Annotated in this window: 17 protein-coding genes; 5 read left to right on the top strand and 12 right to left on the bottom strand. The window is 67.7% G+C overall.

What is annotated here, in order from left to right; translation table 11 throughout:
• Positions 1–323: 323 nt before the first annotated feature.
• A complete protein-coding gene (locus EJC49_RS05055; protein ID WP_126698376.1) occupies positions 324–1,382 on the bottom strand; it encodes an isopenicillin N synthase family dioxygenase in 1,059 nt (352 codons plus the stop codon).
• Positions 1,379–2,338, bottom strand: coding sequence for a LysR family transcriptional regulator (locus tag EJC49_RS05050; RefSeq protein WP_126698375.1), 960 nt, complete (start codon positions 2,336–2,338; stop codon positions 1,379–1,381). The genes EJC49_RS05055 and EJC49_RS05050 overlap by 4 nt, the downstream gene beginning before the upstream one ends.
• Positions 2,339–2,558: 220 nt before the next feature.
• Here EJC49_RS05050 and EJC49_RS05045 point away from each other — a divergent pair, with 220 nt between their 5' ends.
• From EJC49_RS05045 to EJC49_RS05030, 4 genes are read left to right on the top strand one after another with little or no spacing between them, the layout of a single operon-like run.
• Positions 2,559–3,668 carry a BMP family ABC transporter substrate-binding protein gene (locus EJC49_RS05045; RefSeq protein WP_126698374.1) on the top strand — a complete coding sequence of 370 codons (1,110 nt, stop codon included), beginning with the start codon at positions 2,559–2,561 and terminating at the stop codon, positions 3,666–3,668.
• Between the two features lie 47 nt (positions 3,669–3,715).
• Positions 3,716–5,218, top strand: a complete 1,503-nt coding sequence (locus tag EJC49_RS05040; protein WP_170314615.1) for an ABC transporter ATP-binding protein — start codon at positions 3,716–3,718, stop codon at positions 5,216–5,218.
• On the top strand, positions 5,211–6,266 hold the full coding sequence (locus tag EJC49_RS05035) for an ABC transporter permease (protein WP_126698373.1): 1,056 nt from the start codon (positions 5,211–5,213) through the stop codon (positions 6,264–6,266). The genes EJC49_RS05040 and EJC49_RS05035 overlap by 8 nt, the downstream gene beginning before the upstream one ends.
• An 11-nt stretch (positions 6,267–6,277) precedes the next feature.
• The gene (locus EJC49_RS05030; protein ID WP_126698372.1) at positions 6,278–7,201 is read left to right on the top strand and encodes an ABC transporter permease; all 924 of its coding nucleotides are present in this window, start codon (positions 6,278–6,280) and stop codon (positions 7,199–7,201) included.
• Between the two features lie 22 nt (positions 7,202–7,223).
• On the opposite strand, the gene EJC49_RS05025 is transcribed toward EJC49_RS05030, so the two are convergent.
• A complete protein-coding gene (locus tag EJC49_RS05025; protein ID WP_126698371.1) occupies positions 7,224–7,949 on the bottom strand; it encodes a ribonuclease activity regulator RraA in 726 nt (241 codons plus the stop codon).
• Positions 7,950–8,049: 100 nt separating this feature from the next.
• Positions 8,050–9,792, bottom strand: coding sequence for an L-arabinonate dehydratase (araD, locus tag EJC49_RS05020; protein WP_126698370.1), 1,743 nt, complete (start codon positions 9,790–9,792; stop codon positions 8,050–8,052).
• Between the two features lie 243 nt (positions 9,793–10,035).
• Between araD and EJC49_RS05015 the strand changes: the two genes are divergently transcribed.
• Positions 10,036–10,713 carry a GntR family transcriptional regulator gene (locus tag EJC49_RS05015; protein ID WP_126698369.1) on the top strand — a complete coding sequence of 226 codons (678 nt, stop codon included), beginning with the start codon at positions 10,036–10,038 and terminating at the stop codon, positions 10,711–10,713.
• A 23-nt stretch (positions 10,714–10,736) separates the two neighbouring features.
• On the opposite strand, the gene maiA is transcribed toward EJC49_RS05015, so the two are convergent.
• The 8 genes from maiA to ntrB form a co-directional block, all read right to left on the bottom strand.
• Positions 10,737–11,384: a maleylacetoacetate isomerase gene (gene maiA, locus EJC49_RS05010; protein ID WP_126698368.1), complete on the bottom strand. Its 648-nt coding sequence runs from the start codon at positions 11,382–11,384 to the stop codon at positions 10,737–10,739.
• Positions 11,381–12,079, bottom strand: a complete 699-nt coding sequence (locus EJC49_RS05005; protein ID WP_245453267.1) for a fumarylacetoacetate hydrolase family protein — start codon at positions 12,077–12,079, stop codon at positions 11,381–11,383. The genes maiA and EJC49_RS05005 overlap by 4 nt, the downstream gene beginning before the upstream one ends.
• Positions 12,080–12,238: 159 nt before the next feature.
• Entirely contained in the window at positions 12,239–13,723 is a 1,485-nt protein-coding gene (cysG, locus tag EJC49_RS05000; protein ID WP_126698367.1) for a siroheme synthase CysG, read from the bottom strand.
• On the bottom strand, positions 13,695–16,370 hold the full coding sequence (locus EJC49_RS04995; protein WP_126698379.1) for a nitrate reductase: 2,676 nt from the start codon (positions 16,368–16,370) through the stop codon (positions 13,695–13,697). Before EJC49_RS04995 ends, cysG begins: the two co-directional genes overlap by 29 nt.
• 5 nt (positions 16,371–16,375) lie before the next feature.
• Positions 16,376–16,705 (bottom strand): nitrite reductase small subunit NirD, encoded by a 330-nt coding sequence (gene nirD / locus EJC49_RS04990; protein ID WP_126698366.1) that lies wholly within the window; start codon positions 16,703–16,705, stop codon positions 16,376–16,378.
• Between the two features lie 4 nt (positions 16,706–16,709).
• Positions 16,710–19,160, bottom strand: coding sequence for a nitrite reductase large subunit NirB (gene nirB, locus EJC49_RS04985; RefSeq protein ID WP_126698365.1), 2,451 nt, complete (start codon positions 19,158–19,160; stop codon positions 16,710–16,712).
• A 5-nt stretch (positions 19,161–19,165) separates the two neighbouring features.
• The gene (locus EJC49_RS04980; RefSeq protein ID WP_126698364.1) at positions 19,166–19,963 is read right to left on the bottom strand and encodes an ABC transporter ATP-binding protein; all 798 of its coding nucleotides are present in this window, start codon (positions 19,961–19,963) and stop codon (positions 19,166–19,168) included.
• Positions 19,964–19,977: 14 nt separating this feature from the next.
• A complete protein-coding gene (gene ntrB / locus EJC49_RS04975) occupies positions 19,978–20,871 on the bottom strand; it encodes a nitrate ABC transporter permease (protein WP_126698363.1) in 894 nt (297 codons plus the stop codon).
• Positions 20,872–20,888 lie beyond the last annotated feature (17 nt).

Here is a 20,888-nt window from a genome sequence, read left to right as displayed (position 1 = left end):
AAAACGGAAAGTGTTACCCATGTGTCCGGTACGTTCCGTCACCTATGTCTCGGGTCGCTCACTTTGAAATGATTTTCGATTTTAGAGTTAGTGCGGCCGTAGACTGCTTCCAGAGAAGTCTGCTCATGGTCTCTGCCGTTCACGGCATCATGCCGATCTCAGGCAGAAATTCCACTTATCCAGGGTGTCCAGTTTCCCCGAGCCACCTCCACCAGGACGTGGGCCACCTTCATGAGGCGGTGCGCGACGGAAGTCCGATCGTGGTCATGCCGGTTCCGTCGTTGTCGCACCTGCTCGTCTGAGGGCGGCCGCTGCTGGTCTGGTCAGGCCGTGCCGGCCTCCCGCTTCTGCGCCTCGGCATAATGCGCGAAGGTCGCGGCGAAGCGGCCGTTGACGTAGTCGCCCGAGGTCACCGGCTCGTATTTCGCCGGATGGTCCTCGTCGACGCAACTCGGCAGCGCCTCCACGACAGTGTCGTAGTTCGGGCCGAAGAAGAACGGGATCGAGTAGCGCTCCTTGCCAGAACGGTTGATCGCCCGGTGCACGGTCGAGGCGAACAGGTCATTTGTCCAGCGCGCCATCTGGTCGCCGATGTTGACGACGAAGCAGCCCGGGATCGGGTCGGCGGCGATCCACTCGCCCGAAGCGTTCAGCACCTGCAGCGCCGAGATGCCTTCCTTCTGCGCCAGGATGGTGAAGCACTCATAATCGGAATGCGCGCCGATGCCGATCTGCCGGTCGTCGATCTCGCCGAACTGCGGCGGGTAGTGCAGCACCCGCAGCGTCGCCAGCGGCTTGTCCACCATGCCGTCGAAATAGGTTTCGTCGAGGCCGAGCGCCAGCGCGAAGGCGTGCAGCAGCCGGCCGCTCAGCGTCAGCATCTCGCGATGATAGGTTTCCAGCGCGGCGCGGAACGCCGGCTGGCCTTCCGGCCACTGGTTGGGTCCGTACAGCACCTTGCCGGCCAGCACGTCCGGATCGTCCGCCGGCACGTCCAGCGCGATGTCGAAGGATTGGTGCAGGTCGCCGCGCCCGGTGGGGTCGGTGTTTTCCTCCAGCATGGCCGCATAGCCGCGGTTGTTCTTCGATTTCGACACGTGGTTGGCCATCTTCACGTCGTCAGGCAGCGAAAAATAGCTTTCGGCCACGGCGAAGGTCTCGTCGATCACCGCCTTCGGCACATGGTGGTTCTTGATGTAGAGGAACCCGACCTCGGTACAGGCCTTGCGCAGTTCCGCGGCGAGCCTCGCCTTGGCCTCCGCATCGCCGCTGAACATCGGCTCCAGATCGATGATCGGAATGCTGTCGAAGCTGATCCGCTGCGGATCGAGCCCGCCGCCCTTGAGGACGCGGACGCCGTTCCCCGTTTCCACTGCTTTCATGGTCGTGTTCCCTCTTCTGGTCGTTGCGGGTCGTGAATGGTCTCGACGAAATAGCGCGGCCCCTCGAACTCGAAGCCGGGCGAAAAATAACGGCGGCAGGTGTCCATGAAGGCCGCCATCTTGCGCGAGGCCGCATGCGGTCGCGTCAGCCGAATGCTCACCCGCTTTTCCGCCGATTCCCAGTCGGCGAGCAGCGGCACGAGGTGGCCCCGCTCGCATTCGATGTCGGTGAAGAAGCGCGGCAGGTAGGCGATGCCTTCGCCGGCCGCGGCAAAGTACTTCACCGTCCAGTACTCGTTGGCGATGAGGCTCGACCGCGGCAGGATGCTCTCCTGTGCCGTACCCTTTTGCAGCCGCCAGTGCTGAAGTCCCGCCGGTGTGCGGTACACGATGCCCTGGTGGTCGGCGAGGTCGGCGGGCGTGCGTGGCGTGCCGGCCCGGTCGAGATAGGTGCGGCTGGCAAACAGCGCGAAGCGGGCGGTCCACAGCGTCTCGCCCTCCGTCGCGCCCTCGTCCCAGGACACCACGGCGTCGAGCTGGTCGAAGCTTTCCGAAGCGTAGAGCACGTGCGGCGAGAAGAAGGTCAGCTCGATCTCCACCTTCGGATAGAGCCGCCGGAACGCGATCATCATCTGCGCATAGAAGGCGGTGCCGAACTCGCCCGTGGCGCCGATGCGCAGCGTGCCGGCCACGTCGTCGCTCAGTTCGGTCAGCGCCGCCCGCGCCGCGTCGCAGCTGCCCAGAATCTGTCGTGCATGCGCCAGCAGCGTCCGCCCCGCCTCGGTCAACAGCATGTTGCGTCCCGAGCGCTCGAACAACTCCACGTCCAGATCCGCGCCAAGCTGCTTGACGTGCAGGCTCAGCGTCGATTTCGGCAGCCCGTAAAGCTTTGCCGCGGCCGAGAGCGACCGCATCTCCGCAACCTTGACGAAAGAGGCCAGTGCTTCGGTATTCACCGGTGATCGTCCATGATTCTGTACAAAATGCCCTAAAAAGAGGCATGATTATTTTCGTTGCATGGACGACGGTAATCGGCTTTGATGCACTGCACAAGGGGCCAATCCACTCTTGCAAGAACAGCCGGTTTCGATGTTCGGCCGACACGTTTCGCCATGGCGCAAGCGTCCCGTGCCGGCATGAGGGGCGGCGTAACGCGACAGAACAGGGGAACACGACATGACGAAAATCGGATCTGGACATGCCGGGCTGACCGGTCTCGTTGCGCTCGCCGCAACGCTTTTCGCCTCCACCGCCGCCTTCGCCTTCACGCTCGACGGTCCGCCCAAGGTCGCCTTCATCTATGGAAGTGCCGCCCAGGACGGCGGCTGGAATGAGGCGCTGGAAGCCGGCCGCAAGGCCGTGGAGGAACAGTTGAAGGTTCCCGTCGCCGTCACGGAGAACATCCCCGAGGAAGCGACCAAGCTGCGCGCCGCCATCGATCTCTACGTCAAGCGCGGCTTCAACATCATCGTCGGCACCACCTATGGCTACAGCGTGCCGATGGCCGAGGCCGCCAAGGCCTATCCCAACGTCGCCTTCCTCAGCGCCTCGGGCACGGAAAACGGCCCCAACATGGAAAGCTTCTACGCCCGCACCTACCAGGGCTGGTACCTCGCGGGCATCGCCGCCGGCCAGGCGACGAAGACCAAGAAGATCGGCATCCTCGCCGGTTTCCCGGTCAGCGTCGTCAACTGGGACGTCAACAGCTTCGCGCTCGGCGCGCGCTCCGTCGATCCTGAAATCGAGACCGTGGCCATCTTCACCAACTCCTGGTGGGACCCGGTGAAGGAAGGCCAGGTCGCGCAGGCGATCCTCGACCAGAACGCCGACGTGCTCGCTACCAACCTGTCGGCGACGTCGGCGCTCGACGTCGCCGAAAAGGCTGGCGTTCCGTCCTTCGGTTTCCAGCTCGACATGTCGCATGCGGCACCGAAGACCATCCAGACGTCCGTCGTCTTCCGCTGGGAAAAATACCTGGTGCCGACGATCAGGGAGATCATCGAAGGCACCTGGCAGCCCGAGGCTTACGGCGCCTTCGACGGCATGGATGCCGGCGTGGTCGAACTCGCGCCATTCGGCCCCGGCGTGTCCGACGAGGCCAAGGCGAAGGTCGAGGCGGCCAGGCAGGCGATCGTCGCCGGCACGCTCGATCCCTTCCAGGGCCCGCTGAACAGGCAGGACGGCACGACTGCGGTCGAGGCCGGCGGCAAGCTGGACGACGGCGCCCTCTGGTCGATGAACTACTTCGTCGAGGGCATCACCGGCACCATGCCCGCCGCGCAATGATGCGCCCGGCCGGCGCGCCCGGGGGCCGGGAGGCCACGTCTCCCGGCGTGCCGCTTGCGCTCGATCTCAGCGGCGTCGGCAAGTCCTTCGACGGAAGGCCGGCCCTCTCCGATGCCAGCTTCGCCCTCGCCTGGGGCGAGGTGCACGCGATCGTCGGCGAGAATGGGGCGGGCAAGTCGACCTTGATGAACGTCGCAGCCGGCGTTTATGCCGCCGACGAAGGCGTCCAGACCATCGACGGCGAACCAATCAGCCCTCGCAGCCCGATGGAGGCGACGGCCGCCGGTCTGGGCATGGTGCACCAGCATTTCCGCCTCGTGGACAGCTTCACGGTGGCCGAGAACGTCCTCCTGAGCCTCGGCCGCCGTGGCGCAGTGCGCACGGTCGCGCAGGCCAGCGCCGCCATTGCCGCGAAGGCGAAGGAGATCGGGCTGCCGGTCGACCCCGCCCGTATCGTCGCCGACCTGTCGACGGCGGAGCGCCAGCGCGCCGAGATCGTGCGGGTGCTGCTGCTCGGCGCGCGCATCCTCGTGCTCGACGAGCCGACGGCAGTCCTCACCGAGGAGGAGGCAAAGGCGCTGCTCTCTTTCGTGCGGCGGCTGGCGGGGCAGGGCCACGCGGTCGTGCTCATCACCCACAAGTTCCGCGAGGTCGCCGGCTTCTGCGACCGCGTCACCATCATGCGCCACGGCCGGACCGTGCTTGCCGGCGCCGCGGTCGCCGAGCTCGACGAAGGCGAAGTCGCGCGGCTGATGGTCGGCGAGACGCTGACGACCGGTGGCCGACCGGCCTCGACGCCCGGCGACGTCCGCCTCTCCGTTTCGGACCTGACGCTGTCAGCCGGCCCGCATGCGCAGGGGCTGGCCTCGATCGGCTTCGATCTGCGCGCTGGCGAGGTGCTCGGCATCGCCGGTGTCGGCGGCAACGGCCAGGAAGAGCTGGTGTCCTGCCTGATCAGCCTCTCCCGCCCGCAGCAGGGCACGATGCTGCTCGCTGGGCGCGACGTGTCCGCCGCTTCGCCGCGCGAGCGGCGGCGGGCGGGGCTGCGCGTCATTCCTTCCGACCGCTTCGACAGCGGCCTGATCCGCGAATTCGCCATCGCCGGCAATCTCGCGCTGAGCACCGTCTCCGAGGGCGCCTTCGGCGGGCCGCTGTTCCTCGATCGGGCCCGCATGCGCAAGGCCGCCGCGACGGCGATCGACGCCTTCGACATTCGCGGCGCCACGCCCGCGCGCCAGACCGGGCTCCTGTCCGGCGGCAACGCGCAGAAGGTGCTGCTGGCGCGTGAACTCGACACCGGCATGACCGTTCTCGTCGCCCACTCGCCGTCCCGCGGGCTCGACATGAAGGCGACGCAGTTCGTCCGCTCCGCCATCCGCCGGGCAGTGGAGGGCGGCGCGGCTTGCCTTCTCATCTCCGAGGATCTGCAGGAGGTGTTGTCGCTGTCGCATCGCGTCGCCGTCATGAATCGGGGCGCGATCGCCGGCTGCCGCGGCATCGATGAAGTCACCCCCGAATGGATCGGAGCGTTGCTGGCCGGCCATGCTTGATGCGGCGTTTCTCGTGCGGCGCCAGGCGCCGGGCCTCGTCCTGTCGGGGTTTTGCTATGCCGGCGGTCTGGCTTTCGGCCTCGCTGTGTCCGCCGCCCTTCTCGTACAGGCAGGCGTGCCCGCCGACGCGCTGGTCGACGAGTTCCTGATCGCCACCTTCCTCACTTCCGACGGCCTCGCCCAGACGGTGACGGCCGCCCTGCCGCTGGTGCTCGTCGGTCTCGCCTCGGCGGTGGCCATGCGGGTGCGGTTCTGGAACATCGGCGTCGAGGGCCAGCTCTGGCTCGGCGCCGTCGCTGCCACGTGGCTCGGGATAGCCGGCGGCGGTCCGGATGGGCTGCGCCTTCCCTCGATGCTGCTGCTGTCGGCTGCCATGGGGGCCGCGTGGATCGCCGTGCCGCTGGTCCTCAAGCTTCGGTTCGGCGTCAGCGAGGTGATCTCGACGCTGCTTCTCGGCAGCGTCGCGTTCCTGCTCGTGCAGCACCTTCTCTTCGGCGCCTGGCGCGATCCGGCGACCGGCTTCCCGGTGACGGCGGCCTTTGCCCAGGCGGCGCGGTTCGGTGCGCTCGGCTGGGGCCAGCTGCATGCCGGTCTGTATGCGGTGCTCGTCGTCGCTGCCCTTGTCTGGTTCGCGCTCGAACACACGCGCATCGGCTTCTATGCCGATGCGGTCGGCCTCAACGCCAGGGCCGCGCGGGCGAACGGCTTGCCCGTGACCGGCACGATCGTCGGCCTCGTGCTCTTGTCCGGCGCGCTGTCGGGGCTCGCCGGCATGACGATCGTCGCCGGCACCGAGCACCGGCTGAACCAGTCGGTGGGCAGCGGCTATCTCTTCAGCGCCATCGTCATCGCCTACCTCGCCCGGGCAAGACCGCTCTGGGTCGTCGTCGTGGCGGTGATGCTCGGCGCCGTCTTCACCGCCGGCAGCGTGCTCAAGGTGTTCTACGGCATCTCCGAAGGAATGATCGTGCTGGTGCAGGGAACGGTGCTGATCTCGATCCTGATGGCGCAGTTCTTCAGCACCTATTCGCTGAGCCGGCCGGGCTGAGGAGGAACGGTATGGATTTCCTGGTCGGCTGGATCGCCATCGTCCCGAGCTATGCGACGCCGCTGCTGCTCGCGAGCCTCGGCCTCATCGTCTGCGAACGGGCGGGCATCCTCAATCTCGGCGCCGAGGGCCTGATGGCGGTCGGCGCCATGACCGGAGCGATCGCCGTCCTGTCCGGCGCCGATCCCTGGGCGGCGCTCGCGGCTGGCGCCGCCGCGGGCATCGCGCTGGCCTTCCTGTTCGGCATCGCAACGGTGGTGATGCGCGCCGACCACACGCTGTCGGGCCTCGCCGTCGTTGCGGTCGGTCTCGGTCTCACCGGCGTGATCGGCCGGCCCTACATGCAGAAGACCTTTCCCGGCATCGCGAGTTTCGGCGAGATGTTCGGCATCGACCGAAGCTCGGCGCTCGGCCGCATCGTCGCGGTCCAGGATCCGGTCACGCTCGCCATGCCGTTTCTCGTCGTGCTCCTGTGGTGGTGGCTGATGAGGAGCGGCAGCGGCCTGCGGCTGCGCGCGGTGGGCGAAAACCCGGCCGCCGCCGATGTCGCCGGCATCGACGTCCAGGTCGCGCAGTTCGGGGCGGTGCTCGTGTCGGGCCTGCTCTGCGGGCTCGCCGGCGCCTATCTCTGTGTCGCCACCAGCCATGTCTGGGTCGAGGGCATGATCGCGGCGCGCGGCTGGGTCGCCGTGGCGCTCGTCATCTTCGCGCGCTGGAACCCGGCGCGCGCATTGGCGGGTGCGATCGTCTTCGGCAGCGCCGATGCGCTCGTTCCGCGCCTTCAGGCGATCGGCGCCGACATCCCGGTCTATCTGGCGATGATGCTGCCCTATCTGCTGACGCTCCTCGTTCTGGTCGCGAGTTCGATGGCCGGCCGCGCCTCGGGCGAGCCGTCCTTCCTCGGCCGCATCTACCTGCGCCAGGACAAGCACTGACCATCGTTGCGGCCCCCGCTCTTCAGCGGCCCGCCTTTGCCCGCCATTCGGCGAATTTTCTCTGGTTTTCCTCCAGCGTGGGCGGATAAAGCCCGATCACTACCGCGCCGGCGCAGACCTCCTCCAGCACGAAGTCCTCGAAGGTCTCCATCTCGGTGCATTCCACCGCGATTTCGTCGGCGAGATGGGCCGGTATCACCATCACGCCGTCGCCATCGCCCACCAGCACGTCGCCGGGAAACACCGCCACGTCGCCGCAGGCGATCGGAACGTCGATGTCCAGCGCCTCGTGCAGCGTCAGGTTGGTCGGGGCGGATGCGCGGGCGCAATAGGCCGGCATGTCGAGCGCGCCGATGCCGGCAACGTCCCGGAATCCGCCGTCCGAAACCACGCCTGCCGCTCCGCGCAGCGCCAGCCGGGTAATCAGGATGGAACCGGCTGTCGCCGCGCGCGTGTCCTTGCGCGCATCCATCACCAGAACCTGGCCGGGCGGGCAGGTCTCGATCGCGACGCGCTGCGGATGGTCGGCATCGCGGAACACGGTGAGCGGGTTTCGATCTTCCCGTGCCGGAATATAGCGAAGGGTAAAGGCCTGCCCCACCATGTTGAAGGGCTTGCGCGACACCGGGGCTACGCCCTGGATAAACTGGTTCCGCAGGCCGCGCTTGAACAGCGCGGTGGCAACCGACGCGGTCGATACCTTCGACAGCCGGGCGCGGGTCTCGTCGGACAGGACATAACGGGTCATGGAAGCCTCGGGTCAGGACGGTGAGCAAAGGAAATGCGGTTCGGTGGGGATCGCCGCAGTGGTGCGGGGCCGGGAAAGACGGTCGTCACCAGCCGGCGCCTCAATGAATGTCGGGTTCGCCGGCGGTGCGGCCGAAATCGCGCTCCAGGAAATCGAAATCGCAGCCCTTGTCGGCCTGCGTCACGTGCTTGGAGAACATCCAGCCCCAGCCGCGCTCGAAACGAGGCTTCGGCGCGGTCCAGGCCGCGCGTCGCCGCGCGAGTTCGTGCGCGTCCACCAGCATGTCCAGCCGACGTGCCGGCAGGTCCAGCCGGATGATGTCGCCCGTTCGCAACAGCGCCAGCGGTCCGCCGACATAAGCCTCCGGCGCGACGTGCAGCACGCAGGCGCCGTACGAGGTGCCCGACATGCGCGCGTCCGAAATCCTCAGCATGTCTCGATGCCCCTGCCGGATCAGCGACTTGGGAATGGGAAGCATGCCCCATTCGGGAAAACCCGGGCCGCCGAGCGGGCCGGCATTGCGCAGCACCAGCACATGGTCTGGTGTGACGTCGAGGCTCTCGTCGTCGATCGCCGTCTTCATTTCGGGGTAGCTGTCGAAGACCAGCGCCGGGCCTTCGTGCACGTGGAACCGGGCCTCGCAGGCGGCAGGCTTGATGACGGCTCCCGACGGACAGAGATTGCCGCGCAGCACGGCCAGCGAGCCTTCGTGGTAGACCGGATTGGAGAGCGGGCGGATGACGTCGTCGTTGAAGACGCGGGCGCCCTCCAGGTTCTCGCCGAGAGTTCTTCCGGTCACCGTCATCACGTCGAGCGCCAGCCGGTCCCGGATCTGTGCCATCAGTGCGCGCAGGCCGCCGGCATAGTGGAAGTCCTCCATCAGGTAGTCCTTACCCGAGGGGCGGACGTTGGCGATCAGCGGCGTGACGCGGCCCAGTTCGTCGAGATCGTCGAGCGTCAGGTCGACGCCCGCCCGTCGCGCCATCGCAATCAGGTGCACCACCGCATTGGTCGAGCAACCCGTCGCCATGGCGACGATGGCCGCGTTGCGCATCGCCGCCGCCGTCACGATCAGGTCGGGCGTCAGATCCTCCCACACCATGTCGACGATGCGCCGCCCGCATTCCGACGCCATGCGCTGATGGCCGGAATCCACGGCGGGGATCGACGACGCGCCGGGCAGGCTGATCCCCATCGCATCGGCGATCGCGGTCATGGTGCTGGCGGTGCCCATGGTCATGCATACGCCGGCCGACCGTGCGATGCCGCCCTGCAGGCCGGTCCATTCGGCATCGGTGATGGTGCCGGCGCGGCGCTCGTCCCAGTATTTCCAGGCATCGGAACCCGAACCCAGGTGCTGGCCCGCATAGTTTCCGCGCAGCATCGGCCCGGCCGGCAGGTAGATCATCGGCACGCCGGCGGTCAGCGCGCCCATCACCAGCCCCGGCGTGGTCTTGTCGCAGCCGCCCATCAGCACCACGCCGTCGAGCGGGTGCGACCGGATCATCTCCTCCGTCTCCATCGCCAGCATGTTGCGGTAGAGCATCGAGGTCGGTTTGGTGAAGCTTTCGTCGACCGACAGCGACGGCAATTCCACGGCGAAGCCGCCCGCCATCTGCACCCCGCGGCGCACGTCCTTGGCGCGCTCGCGAAAATGCGAATGGCAGGTGTTGAGCTCGGACCAGGTGTTGAGAATGCCGATCACCGGTCGTCCCATGAACTCCTCGGGCGCATAGCCGAGCTGCATCATGCGCGAGCGATGGCCGAAACTGCGCAGGTCGTCGGGCGCGAACCACCGCGCCGAGCGGAGGGTTTCGGGGGTCTTTCGTGGCCGGGGCGTCATCGGGCTACCTCACGGGTGTCGAACAGGACCAGTCCCGACAGACATGACTGTCGCACTAATATATTTGCGTATCGACATCAAGCCATGATCGAGGGGCGGCAGAGTGAAGGGACACGACGACCAGGCAGGGCTCGGCCCGGCACGGCTGCCCTGGTGGCCGGCGAAATGGAGCGCATTCGGTTCAGATTGGCTGGGCCGCGCGTGACGTTGCCTCGTCCTTCACGCGCCTGATACAGATGCATCATGGCGATCCCCACCGACGCGCGCGACGAAAATCTGGACGAACCCTACGGCAGTCTGCGGCGGCGCATCCTCGCTCTTGAGCTTCCGCCGGGCGCACAGCTGTCGCGGTCCGCCCTGCAGGCCCATTACGGGGTGAGTTCCACACCCATACGCGATGCGCTGCTGCGTTTGCGCGAGGAAGGCCTGGTCGAGATCTATCCGCAGTCGCGCACCATCGTCAGCCGCATCGACCTGTCGCTGGCGCGCGAGGCGCATTTCCTCCGCAGCGCGGTGGAACGCAACATCGCCCGCGAACTCGCCAGCGACCCGCAGCCACCTCTGATTCGCAAGCTCAGGCGCATCGTTGCGCTGCAGGAACAGATCTCCGGTTCCGGCGAGCTGGACGTCTTCTCGAGCCTCGACCAGACCTTCCACGAAACGCTGTTCAGCGCCGCAGGCTACATGCGCACCTTCGCGGTCGTGCGTCGCGAAAGCGTCCACGTCGACCGGCTCCGCGCGCTGCATCTGCCCATGGGCGACAAGGTCGAGCGGATCGTTGCCGAGCACGGGTGCATCGTCGATGCGCTGGAAGCCGGCGACCCGGAGCGGGCAGACGAGGCCATGGCCTTCCACCTCTCGCAGTCGATCGCCATTGCCAGCCAGCTCAGCCAGGATTGGCCCGGCTACTTCGCCGCGTGACCGTTCGCGCGGTCATCTGCGGCTCAGGCCTCCGTGTCGGGCTGCCGCGATGGGTGCGCCGCCGCAAAGGCCGGCAGCGTCTCGCATTCGGCGCGGATGGCGCGCAGGCGGGGCATGGCGCTGAGGTCGACGCCGAAACGGTCGGCCGAAAACAGCTGCGGCACGAGGCAGACATCCGCCAATCCGGGCGTGTCGCCGAAGCAGAAGCGGTGCGTTCCGCCGCGTGCCACCAGCGCCTCGCAGGCCGAGAGCCCCTCGCCGAGCCAGATCCGGCACCAGGCTTCGACGCCGGCCTGATCCTGCGCATACTCCTTGCGCAGATATTGCAGCACGCGCAGGTTCTGGAGCGGATGGATGTCGCAGCAGATGACCTGGGCGAGGGCGCGGACATGGGCCCGGTCGATCGGATCCGCCGGCAGCAGCGGCGGTTCGGGATGCGTTTCGTCCAGCCACTCGAGGATCGCCGGGGACTGGGTCAGGACGTCGCCGTCGTCGGTGATCAGCGCCGGAACCAGCGCCTGGGGGTTCACGTCGCGATAGGCCGCCGCCTTCTGCTGGCCGCCGTCACGGGTAAGGTGAACGGGAATGAAATCCGGTGCGAGCCCCTTCAGCCCGAAGGCGATCCGCAGCCGGTAGGCCGCCGAGGAGCGAAAATAGCCATAATACTTCATCGCGCCGCTCCGATGACGAGCTCGACCGGTGTCAGCCCGTCGATTTCCCCGTGGATGACGTCGCCGGCCACCACCGGTCCGACGCCGGCCGGCGTTCCGGTATAGATCAGGTCGCCCGGCGCGAGGTGGTAGTAGCGCGACAGGTGCGCGACGATCTCGGTCGGCGACCAGACCAGATCCGCCAGATGGGCGTCCTGCTTCGTTTCGCCATTGACGGAAAGTGCGATTCGCTGCGGCCCGACCGCGCCGAACATGGCGGCGGGCGTCAGCGCCGCCATCACGGCCGACTGCTCGAAATTCTTGCCCAGGTCCCATGGACGCTGCTTGGCACGCGCGGCGAGTTGCAGGTCGCGGCGGGTCATGTCGAGCCCGCAGCCATAGCCCCAGATCGCGGCGGCGGCATCCTCGTTCGAAGCCTGGAAGACCGGCTTTCCGATCGCCATCACCAGCTCCATCTCGTAGTGAAAGTTCTCCGTGCCAGGCGGGTAGGGAATGGTCGCGCCCGTGAGAACGATCTCCTGCGCGTCCTTCATGAAGTAAAACGGCGCCTCGCGGTCCACCTCCACGCCCATCTCCTTGGCATGTTCGGCATAGTTGCGACCCACGCAGAAGATGCGGTGCACCGGATAGAGCGCGCCGTCGGTGGTCGGCACGGTCGGATAGTCGGGAGAATCAAACAGGCGTTGTGGCATCATAGGTCTTTCAGGTCAGCGACAGGATCGTTGTCGGGGCGTCGGACGGTCGGCGGGCCGGCATCGCCGGCTCTCCTCGTGTTCGGTATGCCGATGATCCCATGCGGTCAACGCCGGCGGGCGAAGACAGACCTCTTCGGAGGGGGCTTTTTCCCTCAGGCGTCAGCCGGCGCCACTCGCCACGAGACGGGGCGCAGCGATCCGTGCTTCGCTTCGGACGATCCGTCGCCGTGCGAGCGCCGCGCCGGATCTGGCCGCGAACACGGTGCCGATGCCGATCAGAACCGCCTGCCCGGAGCTTGCCGGCGCGGCGAAGGCGGGAAGGCCGGCGAGGGTTGTCGGGTGGATCGCCTCGCTGGCGCGGCCGATGTCGACCCCGACGACCACCGGCGTGTCGGCTGCCATACCATGCGCGATCAGCGCGGAAGCGATCGGACCGGCCATGCGGCCGCCCATGTAGAAGATCGTCGTCGTGGAAGGGTCGGCGATGGCGTCCCAGTCCACGTCGCGCGGCAGGCCACCAGCCTTGGAATGCCCGGTGACGAACCGGACCGACTTCGCGCAGTCGCGGTGCGTGAGGGAGACGCCGAGCCGTGCCGCCATCGCAAGGCCGGCCGTGATGCCGGGCACGACGTCATGGCCGATGCCTTCCGCCTCGAGCGCGGCGATCTCCTCGCCGGCCCGGCCGAAGATCATCGGATCGCCGGATTTCAACCGCACCACGCGTCGCCCCGCCTTCGCCAACGCTATCATCATGTCGTTGATCTCGTGCTGCTGGCAGCCCGGCCGGCCGGCGCGCTTGCCCACCAGGATGCGTCGGGCCTCGCGCCGAGCGAGTTCGAGCACCGCGTCTGACACCAGGTCGTCGAACAGGATGACGTCGGCGGCCTGCAGCGCACGTACGGCCTTCAGCGTCAGCAGTTCGCCGTCGCCGGGCCCGGCTCCCACGAAGGTGACATGCCCCCGGGCTGTGCCGTCGCCGTCGCCGTCGAACAGGTCGTCCGCCGCATCTGCTTGAGGGGCCGGGCCGAAGGCGCGGTCGACGAAGCGCTCCCAGAACGCCCGCCGGGCGGGACCCGGTTGCCATCTCTGGGCGACGCGGTCGCGTAGCTGTTGGCCCAGCGCCGCCCACTCGGCCAGCGTTGGCGGTAGCAGCGTCTCGATGCGGCGGCGGATCGCCTGTCCGAGAATGGGGGCCGCCCCGGAGGTCGAGATGCCCACCACCACCGGCGACCGATTGACGATGGTGCCGAACTGGAACTGGCAATGCTCGGGCCGGTCGATGACGTTGCAGGGCACGCCGGCCGCTCGCGCGGCTGCCGCGAAGGCGATGGCTTCCTCGTCCGTTTCCGCATCCGCGATGGCGATGGCGGCGCAGGCGAGATCGCTCGCCTGCCACCCGCGCGTCTCGATCGTCACGGCCTCCCCGCGGGCCGCGAGGGCGGCCATCTCCTCGCTCACCGCGTCGGTGCCGGCAAGGACATGGACCCGCGCGCCGGTCGCGCACAGAAGCTCGGCCTTCCAGGCCGCTGCCGCGCTGCCGCCGGCCACCACGGCACGCTTCTGCGCAAGGTCGAGAAAGACCGGGAGAACGCTCAGCGACGCGATGCGGGAGGCGTCATTCCGCTGCCTGGAGACGAGCTTCATCGATGATCCTCCTGATTTCGGAGCGGCACGAGCCGCAATTGGTGCCCGCGCGCGTGCCTGCGCCGACCGTCTCGAGGCTCCGGCAGCCGCTCGCGACCGACGCTGCGATCTGGTTGACGCCGACATTGAAGCAGGAGCACACGATGCGCCCGATCACGGGCATGGGCACCGGCGAGCGTCCCGACAGGAGCGCCATGCGCTCCGCCGGGCGCAGGGGCTCGAGCGAGCCGAGCAGCGAGACGAGCCAGTCGCTCGGCGGCAGCTGGCCGGGCGGCGCGACGAGCAGGGCCTCCGCGAGCGCGCCGGCCCCATCCAGCGCGGCGGCGCGATAGGTCAGCCCGCGCCGGTCGGTGTATTCCACCAGCGCCTCGCGCCTCGAGTCTTCGAGAAGCTGCCGCGACAGGAGGATGCCCTGGTCCGGCGTCTCGGTGCCGCACAGTGCATAGACCCAGCCGCCGTCGACCGGCTGCCGGCTCCAGTGGACGAAGCCGGTCGGTCGAATACCGCGGCGAGTCACCAGCACCCCGGTCCAGGCCACCGCCTCGCGGTGGATCCTTACGGGCACGTGCTTCAGTTCCGGCTGTCCGGAAAACGGATCTGTCAGCGGCGAGGAAAGCGGGCCTGCCCCCGCATGGGCGGCGAACTGGCCGCTCCAGTGCATCGGCAGGAAGGCGCTTCCCGGCTTCTGGCCGGTGGAAACGCGCACACGGGCGCGCGCGAACCCATGCCGGCTGGAGATGTGGGCCAGGTCGCCGTCAGCCAGTCCCTGTCGATCGGCGTCGACCGGCGCGATCTCGATGACGGGTTCGGGCGCGTTGGACATCAGCCGGGGCACCCTGCCGGTGCGCGTCATCGTGTGCCACTGGTCGCGCGCGCGGCCGGTGTTGAGTGCGATCGGGTGCGTCGCGCCGACGGCGAGCGCCGGACCCTCCTGGCGCACCGCAACGAGGCGCGCGCGCCCATCGGGCGTCGGGAACCGGCCATCGGCCAGAAGGCGCCCGGCCGGCGTGCCGTGCGTCGGCTGCGGCCAGCGCCGGGGCACGAGCCGCTCGTAGTCGGTATCCGTCATGTCGGCCAGAGCGCCGATGTCGAACAGCCTGCCGCCGACGTTCTCGAAGGCGGAGAGGGCGGCATGCTCGCGGAAGATGGCAGCCGGACCGTCGAAGTCGAACGCCTTGCCGAAGCCCATGCGCCGGGCGACGTCGCAGACGATGCGCCAGTCGGGCCGCGCGTCTCCCGCTGTCGGCATGAACGCGCGTTGGCGCGACAGGCGCCGCTCCGAATTGGTGACCGTGCCCCTCTTCTCGCCCCAACCGGCCGCCGGCAGCAGCACGTCTGCATGGCGCGTCGTGTCGGTTTGGGTGACGTCGGAAACGACGAGGAAGTCGCAGGCCTTGAGCGCCGAACGGACGCGGCCGGCATCGGGCATCGAAACGGCGGGGTTGGTGCCCATGATCCAGAGCGCCTTGACCCGCCCGTCGCCGACCGCCTCGAACAGGTCGACCGCCTTCAGGCCCGCCTGCCGCGCGATGGAAGGCGCGTTCCAGAACCGCGCGACCCGGTCGATGTCGTCGGGGGCGTCGAAACCCATATGCGCGGCCAGCTGGTTGGCGAGGCCCCCCACCTCGCGCCCGCCCATGGCGTTCGGTTGGCCCGTCACCGAGAAGGGGCCAGTGCCGGGGCGGCCGATCCGGCCCGTCGCCAGATGGCAGTTGACGATGGCGTTGACCTTGTCGGTGCCGTGCGCCGATTGGTTGACGCCCTGGCTGTACACCGTGACGCTGCGCTCGGTGGCCGCGAACATCTCGTAGAACGCGCGCACGTCCTCGGCCGCGATGCCGCATCCCGCCGCGACCACTTCGGGCGACGGCGCGTCCGCGCTGGCACTGGCGACAGCCTCGGCGAAGCCTGACGTGGACGCCGAGACATAGGTCTGGTCCACCACCCCGACCCTTGCCAGATGTGCCAGCAGGCCGTTGAAGAGGAGGACGTCTGTCCCGGGGTCTATCGCCAGGTGCAGGTCGCAAACGTCGGCCGTCGCCGTTCGGCGCGGATCGATCACCACGATCTTCGTGCCGCGTGCGGCGCGCGCCTGAAGCAGCCGCTGATGCAGGATCGGATGGCACCAGGCCAGGTTCGAGCCCGTCAGCACCACGAGGTCGGCCTGCTCAAGGTCCTCGTAGACGCCCGGCACGATGTCCTCGCCGAAGGCGCGTCGGTGGCCGGCCACCGACGAGGCCATGCAGAGACGGGAATTGGTGTCGATGTTGCCGGAGCCGATGAAGCCCTTCATCAGCTTGTTGGCGACGTAATAGTCTTCCGTCAGCAGTTGTCCGGAGACATAGAAGGCGACCGCGTTGGGGCCGTATCTTGCGATGGTCTGCGTGAATCGGCTCGCCACCAGGTCGAGCGCCTCCTCCCAGGATGTCTCCCGTCCGCCGATCTGCGGCGCCAGCAGCCGTCCGTCGAGGCCGGTCGTCTCGCCCAGCGCCGCGCCCTTGGAGCACAGCTTGCCGAGGTTTGCAGGATGGTCGGGGTCGCCGCGCACGGTCACTGCGCCGTCTGCGGCGGTGCGGGCCAGAACGCCGCAGCCCACCCCGCAATAGGGGCAGGTCGTTTGCACCTCGGTCGCCGAGCCGTCCTGCATCGGGGTCACTCGGCCGCCATCAGCGCGAGATCGAGGCCGAGTGCGATGCGTCGGTCGACCACCCTGACGGGAATGGTTTTCACCGTGCCCTCGTCGGCCCCCAGTGCCTGCCCGGTCTCCAGCGAAAACACCCAGTTGTGCAGCGGGCAGGTCACGGCGGCGCCATGCACGATGCCTTCGCTCAGCGGACCGCCGCGATGGGGGCAATGGTCCTCGATCGCGTAGACCCGGTCGTCCGCCGTGCGAAACACGCCGATCTTGCCTTGCGGCGTCACCACGCAGCGCGCGCCCCGCGCCGGAATGTCGTCGATCATGCCGATGTCGTGCCAATTCATCGCGTCACTCCGCAGCTTGCCGGAAGGAAAGGGCCGCCAGCGGCTGGAACTCGTGCTTGTCCTTGCCGGACACGCGCTCCGACCACGGGTCCACCTGCGCGAACCTCTGGCTGAAGACGAAGCGGTCGAAATAGGCCTTGCGGCGAGCCGTATCGTCGAGCGCCTGGCGCCTGATCTCGGGCACGCCGATGCGCTTGGCCCATTTGTAGATGCGCTCCAGGTAGCGGGCCTGTTCGCGATACATCTGCGTCAGCGCCACGATCACTTCCAGCGCCTCGTCCTCGGTCTTCACAAGGCCGAGAACCTCCGTGCCCTTGATGTCGAGACCGGCCGCACCGGCGAAATGGATTTCGTAGCCTGAGTCCACGCAGATCACGCCGACGTCCTTGCACGTCGCCTCGGCGCAGTTGCGCGGGCAGCCCGAGACGCCCATCTTCACCTTCGCCGGCGTCCACGAGCCCCACATGAACTTCTCGATGCGGATGCCGAGACCGGTCGAATCCTGCGTCCCGAAGCGGCACCAGTCGGTGCCCACGCAGGTCTTTACCGTCCGCAGACCCTTGGCATAGGCGTGGCCCGACACGAAGCCGGCCTTGCCGAGGTCGGCCCAGACGGCGGGAAGGTCTTCTTTCTTGATGCCCAGCATGTCGATGCGCTGCCCGCCGGTCACCTTGACGGCGGGGATCGCGAACTTGTCGACCACGTCGGCGATGGCGCGCAGCTCCTTCGCGCTGGTCATGCCGCCCCACATGCGCGGGACCACCGAATAGGTGCCGTCCTTCTGGATGTTGGCGTGGACGCGTTCGTTGACGAAGCGCGACTGGTAGTCGTCGGCATATTCGTCCGGCCAGTCGGCGACGAGATAGTAGTTCAGCGCCGGGCGGCATTTCGAGCAGCCGCAGGAGGTCTTCCACTCCAGCTCCTGCATCACGGCCGGGATGGTCTTCAAGGACTTCGCCTTGATCAGCCGACGAACCTCGTCATGGCCAAGGTCGGTGCAACCGCACATCGGCTGGATCGCGGCCGGGTTGTAGCTGTCGCCGAGCGAAAGCTGCATCAGCTTCTCGACCAGACCGGTGCAGGTGCCGCAGGAGGCCGACGCCTTGGTATGGGCGCGCACGTCGTCGAGCGTGGCCAGGCCCCGGGCGGTGATTGTGGAGACGATCTTGCCCTTGCAGACGCCGTTGCAGCCGCAGATCTCGGCGTCATCCGCCAGCGATGCAACGGCCGCCAGAGGGTCCGCGGAGGCGCCTCCCTGATAGGCCTGCCCAAAGATCAGCGTGTCGCGCATCGGCGAGATGTCGATCCGCTTCTTCTGCAGGTCCGCGAACCACGCGCCGTCGGCGGTCTCGCCGAACAGCACCGTGCCGATGATGCGGCCGTCCTTCAGCACCACGCGCTTGTAGATGCCGGCCGACGCGTCGCGCAGCACGATCTCCTCGCGGTCGTCGCCGTCGGCGAAGTCGCCCAGCGAATAGAGGTCGATGCCCGTCACCTTCAGCTTGGTCGGCGTGTCGACATGGGCGAAGCGCTCGTCGCCGGTCCCGCCCAGTGCGGCGGCGGCGACCCTGGCCATCTGGTAGAGCGGCGCGACGAGGCCATAGACCATGCCGCTCACCTCGGCGCATTCGCCGACGGCCAGGATATCGGGATCGGACGTCGCCATGCGCTCGTCGGTGACGATGCCGCGATTGACGGCCAGCCCGGCCTCCTTGGCCAGGGCGACATTGGGGCGGATGCCGACCGCCATGACCACCAGCGTCGCCGGGATGACGGTCCCGTCGTCGAGTTCGACGCCCTCCACCTTGCTCTCGCCGACGATCCGCTTCGTGTTGGCGCGGGTGATCACCTTGATACCGCGCGCCTCCACCGCCCTTTGCAGCAGGTAGCCGGCGGCGGGATCGAGCTGCCGTTCCATCAGGGTCGGCATGACGTGCAGCACCGTCACCTCCATGCCCTGTTCCTTGAGCCCGGCGGCGGCTTCGAGGCCGAGAAGTCCGCCGCCGATCACGACCGCCGTCTGCCCCGACTGGGCAGCGAGCAGCATGGCGTTCACGTCGTCGAGATCGCGGTAGCTCAGCACCCCGGGCAGGTCCTTGCCGGGCACGGGAATGATGAAGGGCACCGATCCGGTGGCGATGACGAGCCTGTCGTAGGGCTCGGTCACGCCGTGGTCGGAGGAGACGGTCTTGGCGTCGCGATCGATCGCGACGATCCTGTGGCCCTTGTAGAGCGTGATGCCGTTGGCGACGTACCAGCCGTCGCCATGGATCACGATCTCCTCGAAGCGCTTCTCGCCCGACAGCACCGGCGACAGCATGATGCGGTCGTAGTTGACGCGCGGCTCCGCGTTGAAGATCGTGATGTCGTAGCGGCCGGGCGATGCTTCCAGCAGATGCTCCAGCATCCGGCCGGGTGCCATGCCGTTGCCGATGATGACGAGTTTCTCGGCCATGGCGCTCACTCCGCCGCTTCGACGAAGCGATGACGCTCGTAGAGGAACTTCAGCACCGCCTCGCGGCAGCGCAGGTAGGTGCGGTCGGAAGCGAGTGCGATCCGGTTGCGCGGACGCTCCAGCGGGACGTCGAGCACCTCGCCGATGGTGGCGGTGGGACCGTTGGTCATCATCACGATGCGGTCGGACAGAAGGACGGCCTCGTCCACGTCGTGGGTGATCATGATGATCGTATTGCCCAGCCGCGCGTGGATCTCCATCATCTGGTCCTGGAGATGCGCCCGGGTCAGCGCGTCGAGCGCCCCGAACGGCTCGTCCAGCAGCAGGATCTTCGGCTCCATCGCCAGCGCGCGGGCAATGCCGACGCGCTGCTTCATGCCGCCCGAGATTTCCGACGGCCGCTTGTCGCGGGCGTGCGCCATCTGCACGAGTGTCAGGTTCTCCATGATCCAGTCGTGGCGCTCGGCCCTGGTCTTGCGGCCCGAAAACACTTTCGACACGGCGAGATTGACGTTCTCGTAGACGGTCAGCCACGGCAGCAGAGAGTGGTTCTGGAACACCACGGCGCGATCCGGTCCTGGGGCGTTGACCTCCTGGTTTTCCAGCAGCACGGCGCCCTGGGACACCTCGGTCAGGCCCGCGACGAGATTGAGCAGCGTGGACTTGCCGCAGCCGGAATGGCCGATGATGGAGACGTATTCGCCCTTGTCGATCGTGAGGCGGATGTCGCGCAGGACTTCGGTCGATGCGGAGCCTCGGGTGAAGGTCTTGCCGATATGGTCGAGCTTGAGATAGGCGGTCATGGGTCTTTTCCCTCTCAGTTCGAGGACGTGCCGCGGGTGACGAGCGCGCCGAGGAAGGACACCAGCTTGTCCAGCATGAAGCCGACCAGGCCGATGTAGACCAGCGCGACGATGATGTCGGTCAGGCGCGACGAGTTCCACGCGTCCCAGATGAAGAAGCCGATCCCGACACCGCCGGTCAGCATCTCGGCCGCCACGATGGCGAGCCAGGACAGGCCGACACCGATTTTCAGGCCGGAGAAGATGTAGGGCGCGGCCGCCGGAACCATGATCTTGAAGAAGTACTCGACATGGTTGAGCCGCAACACCAGCGCGACGTTCCGGTAGTCCTGCGGGATGTTGCGGATGCCGACGGCTGTGTTGATGATGACCGGCCAGATCGAGGTGATGAAGATCACGAAGATCGCCGAGGGACGGGAGTCGAGGAACGCGGCGAGCGACAGCGGCAGCCAGGCGAGGGGCGGCACGGTGCGCAGCACCTGGAAGATCGGGTCGAGCCCGCGCATTGCCCACACCGACTGGCCGATCAGCGCGCCGATCAGAACGCCGACGATGGCCGCGAGCCCGAAGCCGTAGGCCACGCGCTCCAGCGAGACCAGGACGCGCCAGCCCAGGCCGATGTCCTGGCTGCCATGGACGAAGAACGGTTCGACGATGAGATCCCTGCTCTGCGCCCAGACTTCGGAGGGCGGGGGGAGTGAGGAGTCGGGTCCGGAGAACGCGGCCTGCCAGAGGCCGAGCAGGATCGCGATCACCACGAGTGGTGGCAGCACGGACTGGGCGACCTTGATGGCGAGGCCGCGCGGATCGAACCGCCTCGGCTGCGCGGCAAGCGGCACGATCGCCGCGGAGCGCGGCTTGAAGGGTCCGGCGACGACGACGTCGCTCTTGGTGGCTGGCAGAGACATGGGGCTGACCTGTGGAT

The organism is Aquibium carbonis (genome assembly GCF_003970795.1).
Lineage (GTDB): Bacteria > Pseudomonadota > Alphaproteobacteria > Rhizobiales > Rhizobiaceae > Aquibium > Aquibium carbonis.
This window is presented reverse-complemented; position numbering and strand designations above follow the sequence as displayed.

Excerpts from the sequence above, each read along its gene's own strand:
- EJC49_RS05055 (WP_126698376.1), bottom strand. The coding sequence starts at position 1,382 with ATGAAAGCAGTGGAAACGGGGAACGGCGTCCGCGTCCTCAAGGGCGGC.
- EJC49_RS05045 (WP_126698374.1), top strand. The coding sequence starts at position 2,559 with ATGACGAAAATCGGATCTGGACATGCCGGGCTGACCGGTCTCGTTGCG.
- EJC49_RS05035 (WP_126698373.1), top strand. The coding sequence starts at position 5,211 with ATGCTTGATGCGGCGTTTCTCGTGCGGCGCCAGGCGCCGGGCCTCGTC.
- EJC49_RS05030 (WP_126698372.1), top strand. The coding sequence starts at position 6,278 with ATGGATTTCCTGGTCGGCTGGATCGCCATCGTCCCGAGCTATGCGACG.
- EJC49_RS05025 (WP_126698371.1), bottom strand. The coding sequence starts at position 7,949 with ATGACCCGTTATGTCCTGTCCGACGAGACCCGCGCCCGGCTGTCGAAG.
- araD (WP_126698370.1), bottom strand. The coding sequence starts at position 9,792 with ATGACGCCCCGGCCACGAAAGACCCCCGAAACCCTCCGCTCGGCGCGG.
- EJC49_RS05015 (WP_126698369.1), top strand. The coding sequence starts at position 10,036 with ATGGCGATCCCCACCGACGCGCGCGACGAAAATCTGGACGAACCCTAC.
- maiA (WP_126698368.1), bottom strand. The coding sequence starts at position 11,384 with ATGAAGTATTATGGCTATTTTCGCTCCTCGGCGGCCTACCGGCTGCGG.
- EJC49_RS05005 (WP_245453267.1), bottom strand. The coding sequence starts at position 12,079 with ATGATGCCACAACGCCTGTTTGATTCTCCCGACTATCCGACCGTGCCG.
- cysG (WP_126698367.1), bottom strand. The coding sequence starts at position 13,723 with ATGAAGCTCGTCTCCAGGCAGCGGAATGACGCCTCCCGCATCGCGTCG.
- EJC49_RS04995 (WP_126698379.1), bottom strand. The coding sequence starts at position 16,370 with ATGCAGGACGGCTCGGCGACCGAGGTGCAAACGACCTGCCCCTATTGC.
- nirD (WP_126698366.1), bottom strand. The coding sequence starts at position 16,705 with ATGAATTGGCACGACATCGGCATGATCGACGACATTCCGGCGCGGGGC.
- nirB (WP_126698365.1), bottom strand. The coding sequence starts at position 19,160 with ATGGCCGAGAAACTCGTCATCATCGGCAACGGCATGGCACCCGGCCGG.
- EJC49_RS04980 (WP_126698364.1), bottom strand. The coding sequence starts at position 19,963 with ATGACCGCCTATCTCAAGCTCGACCATATCGGCAAGACCTTCACCCGA.
- ntrB (WP_126698363.1), bottom strand. The coding sequence starts at position 20,871 with ATGTCTCTGCCAGCCACCAAGAGCGACGTCGTCGTCGCCGGACCCTTC.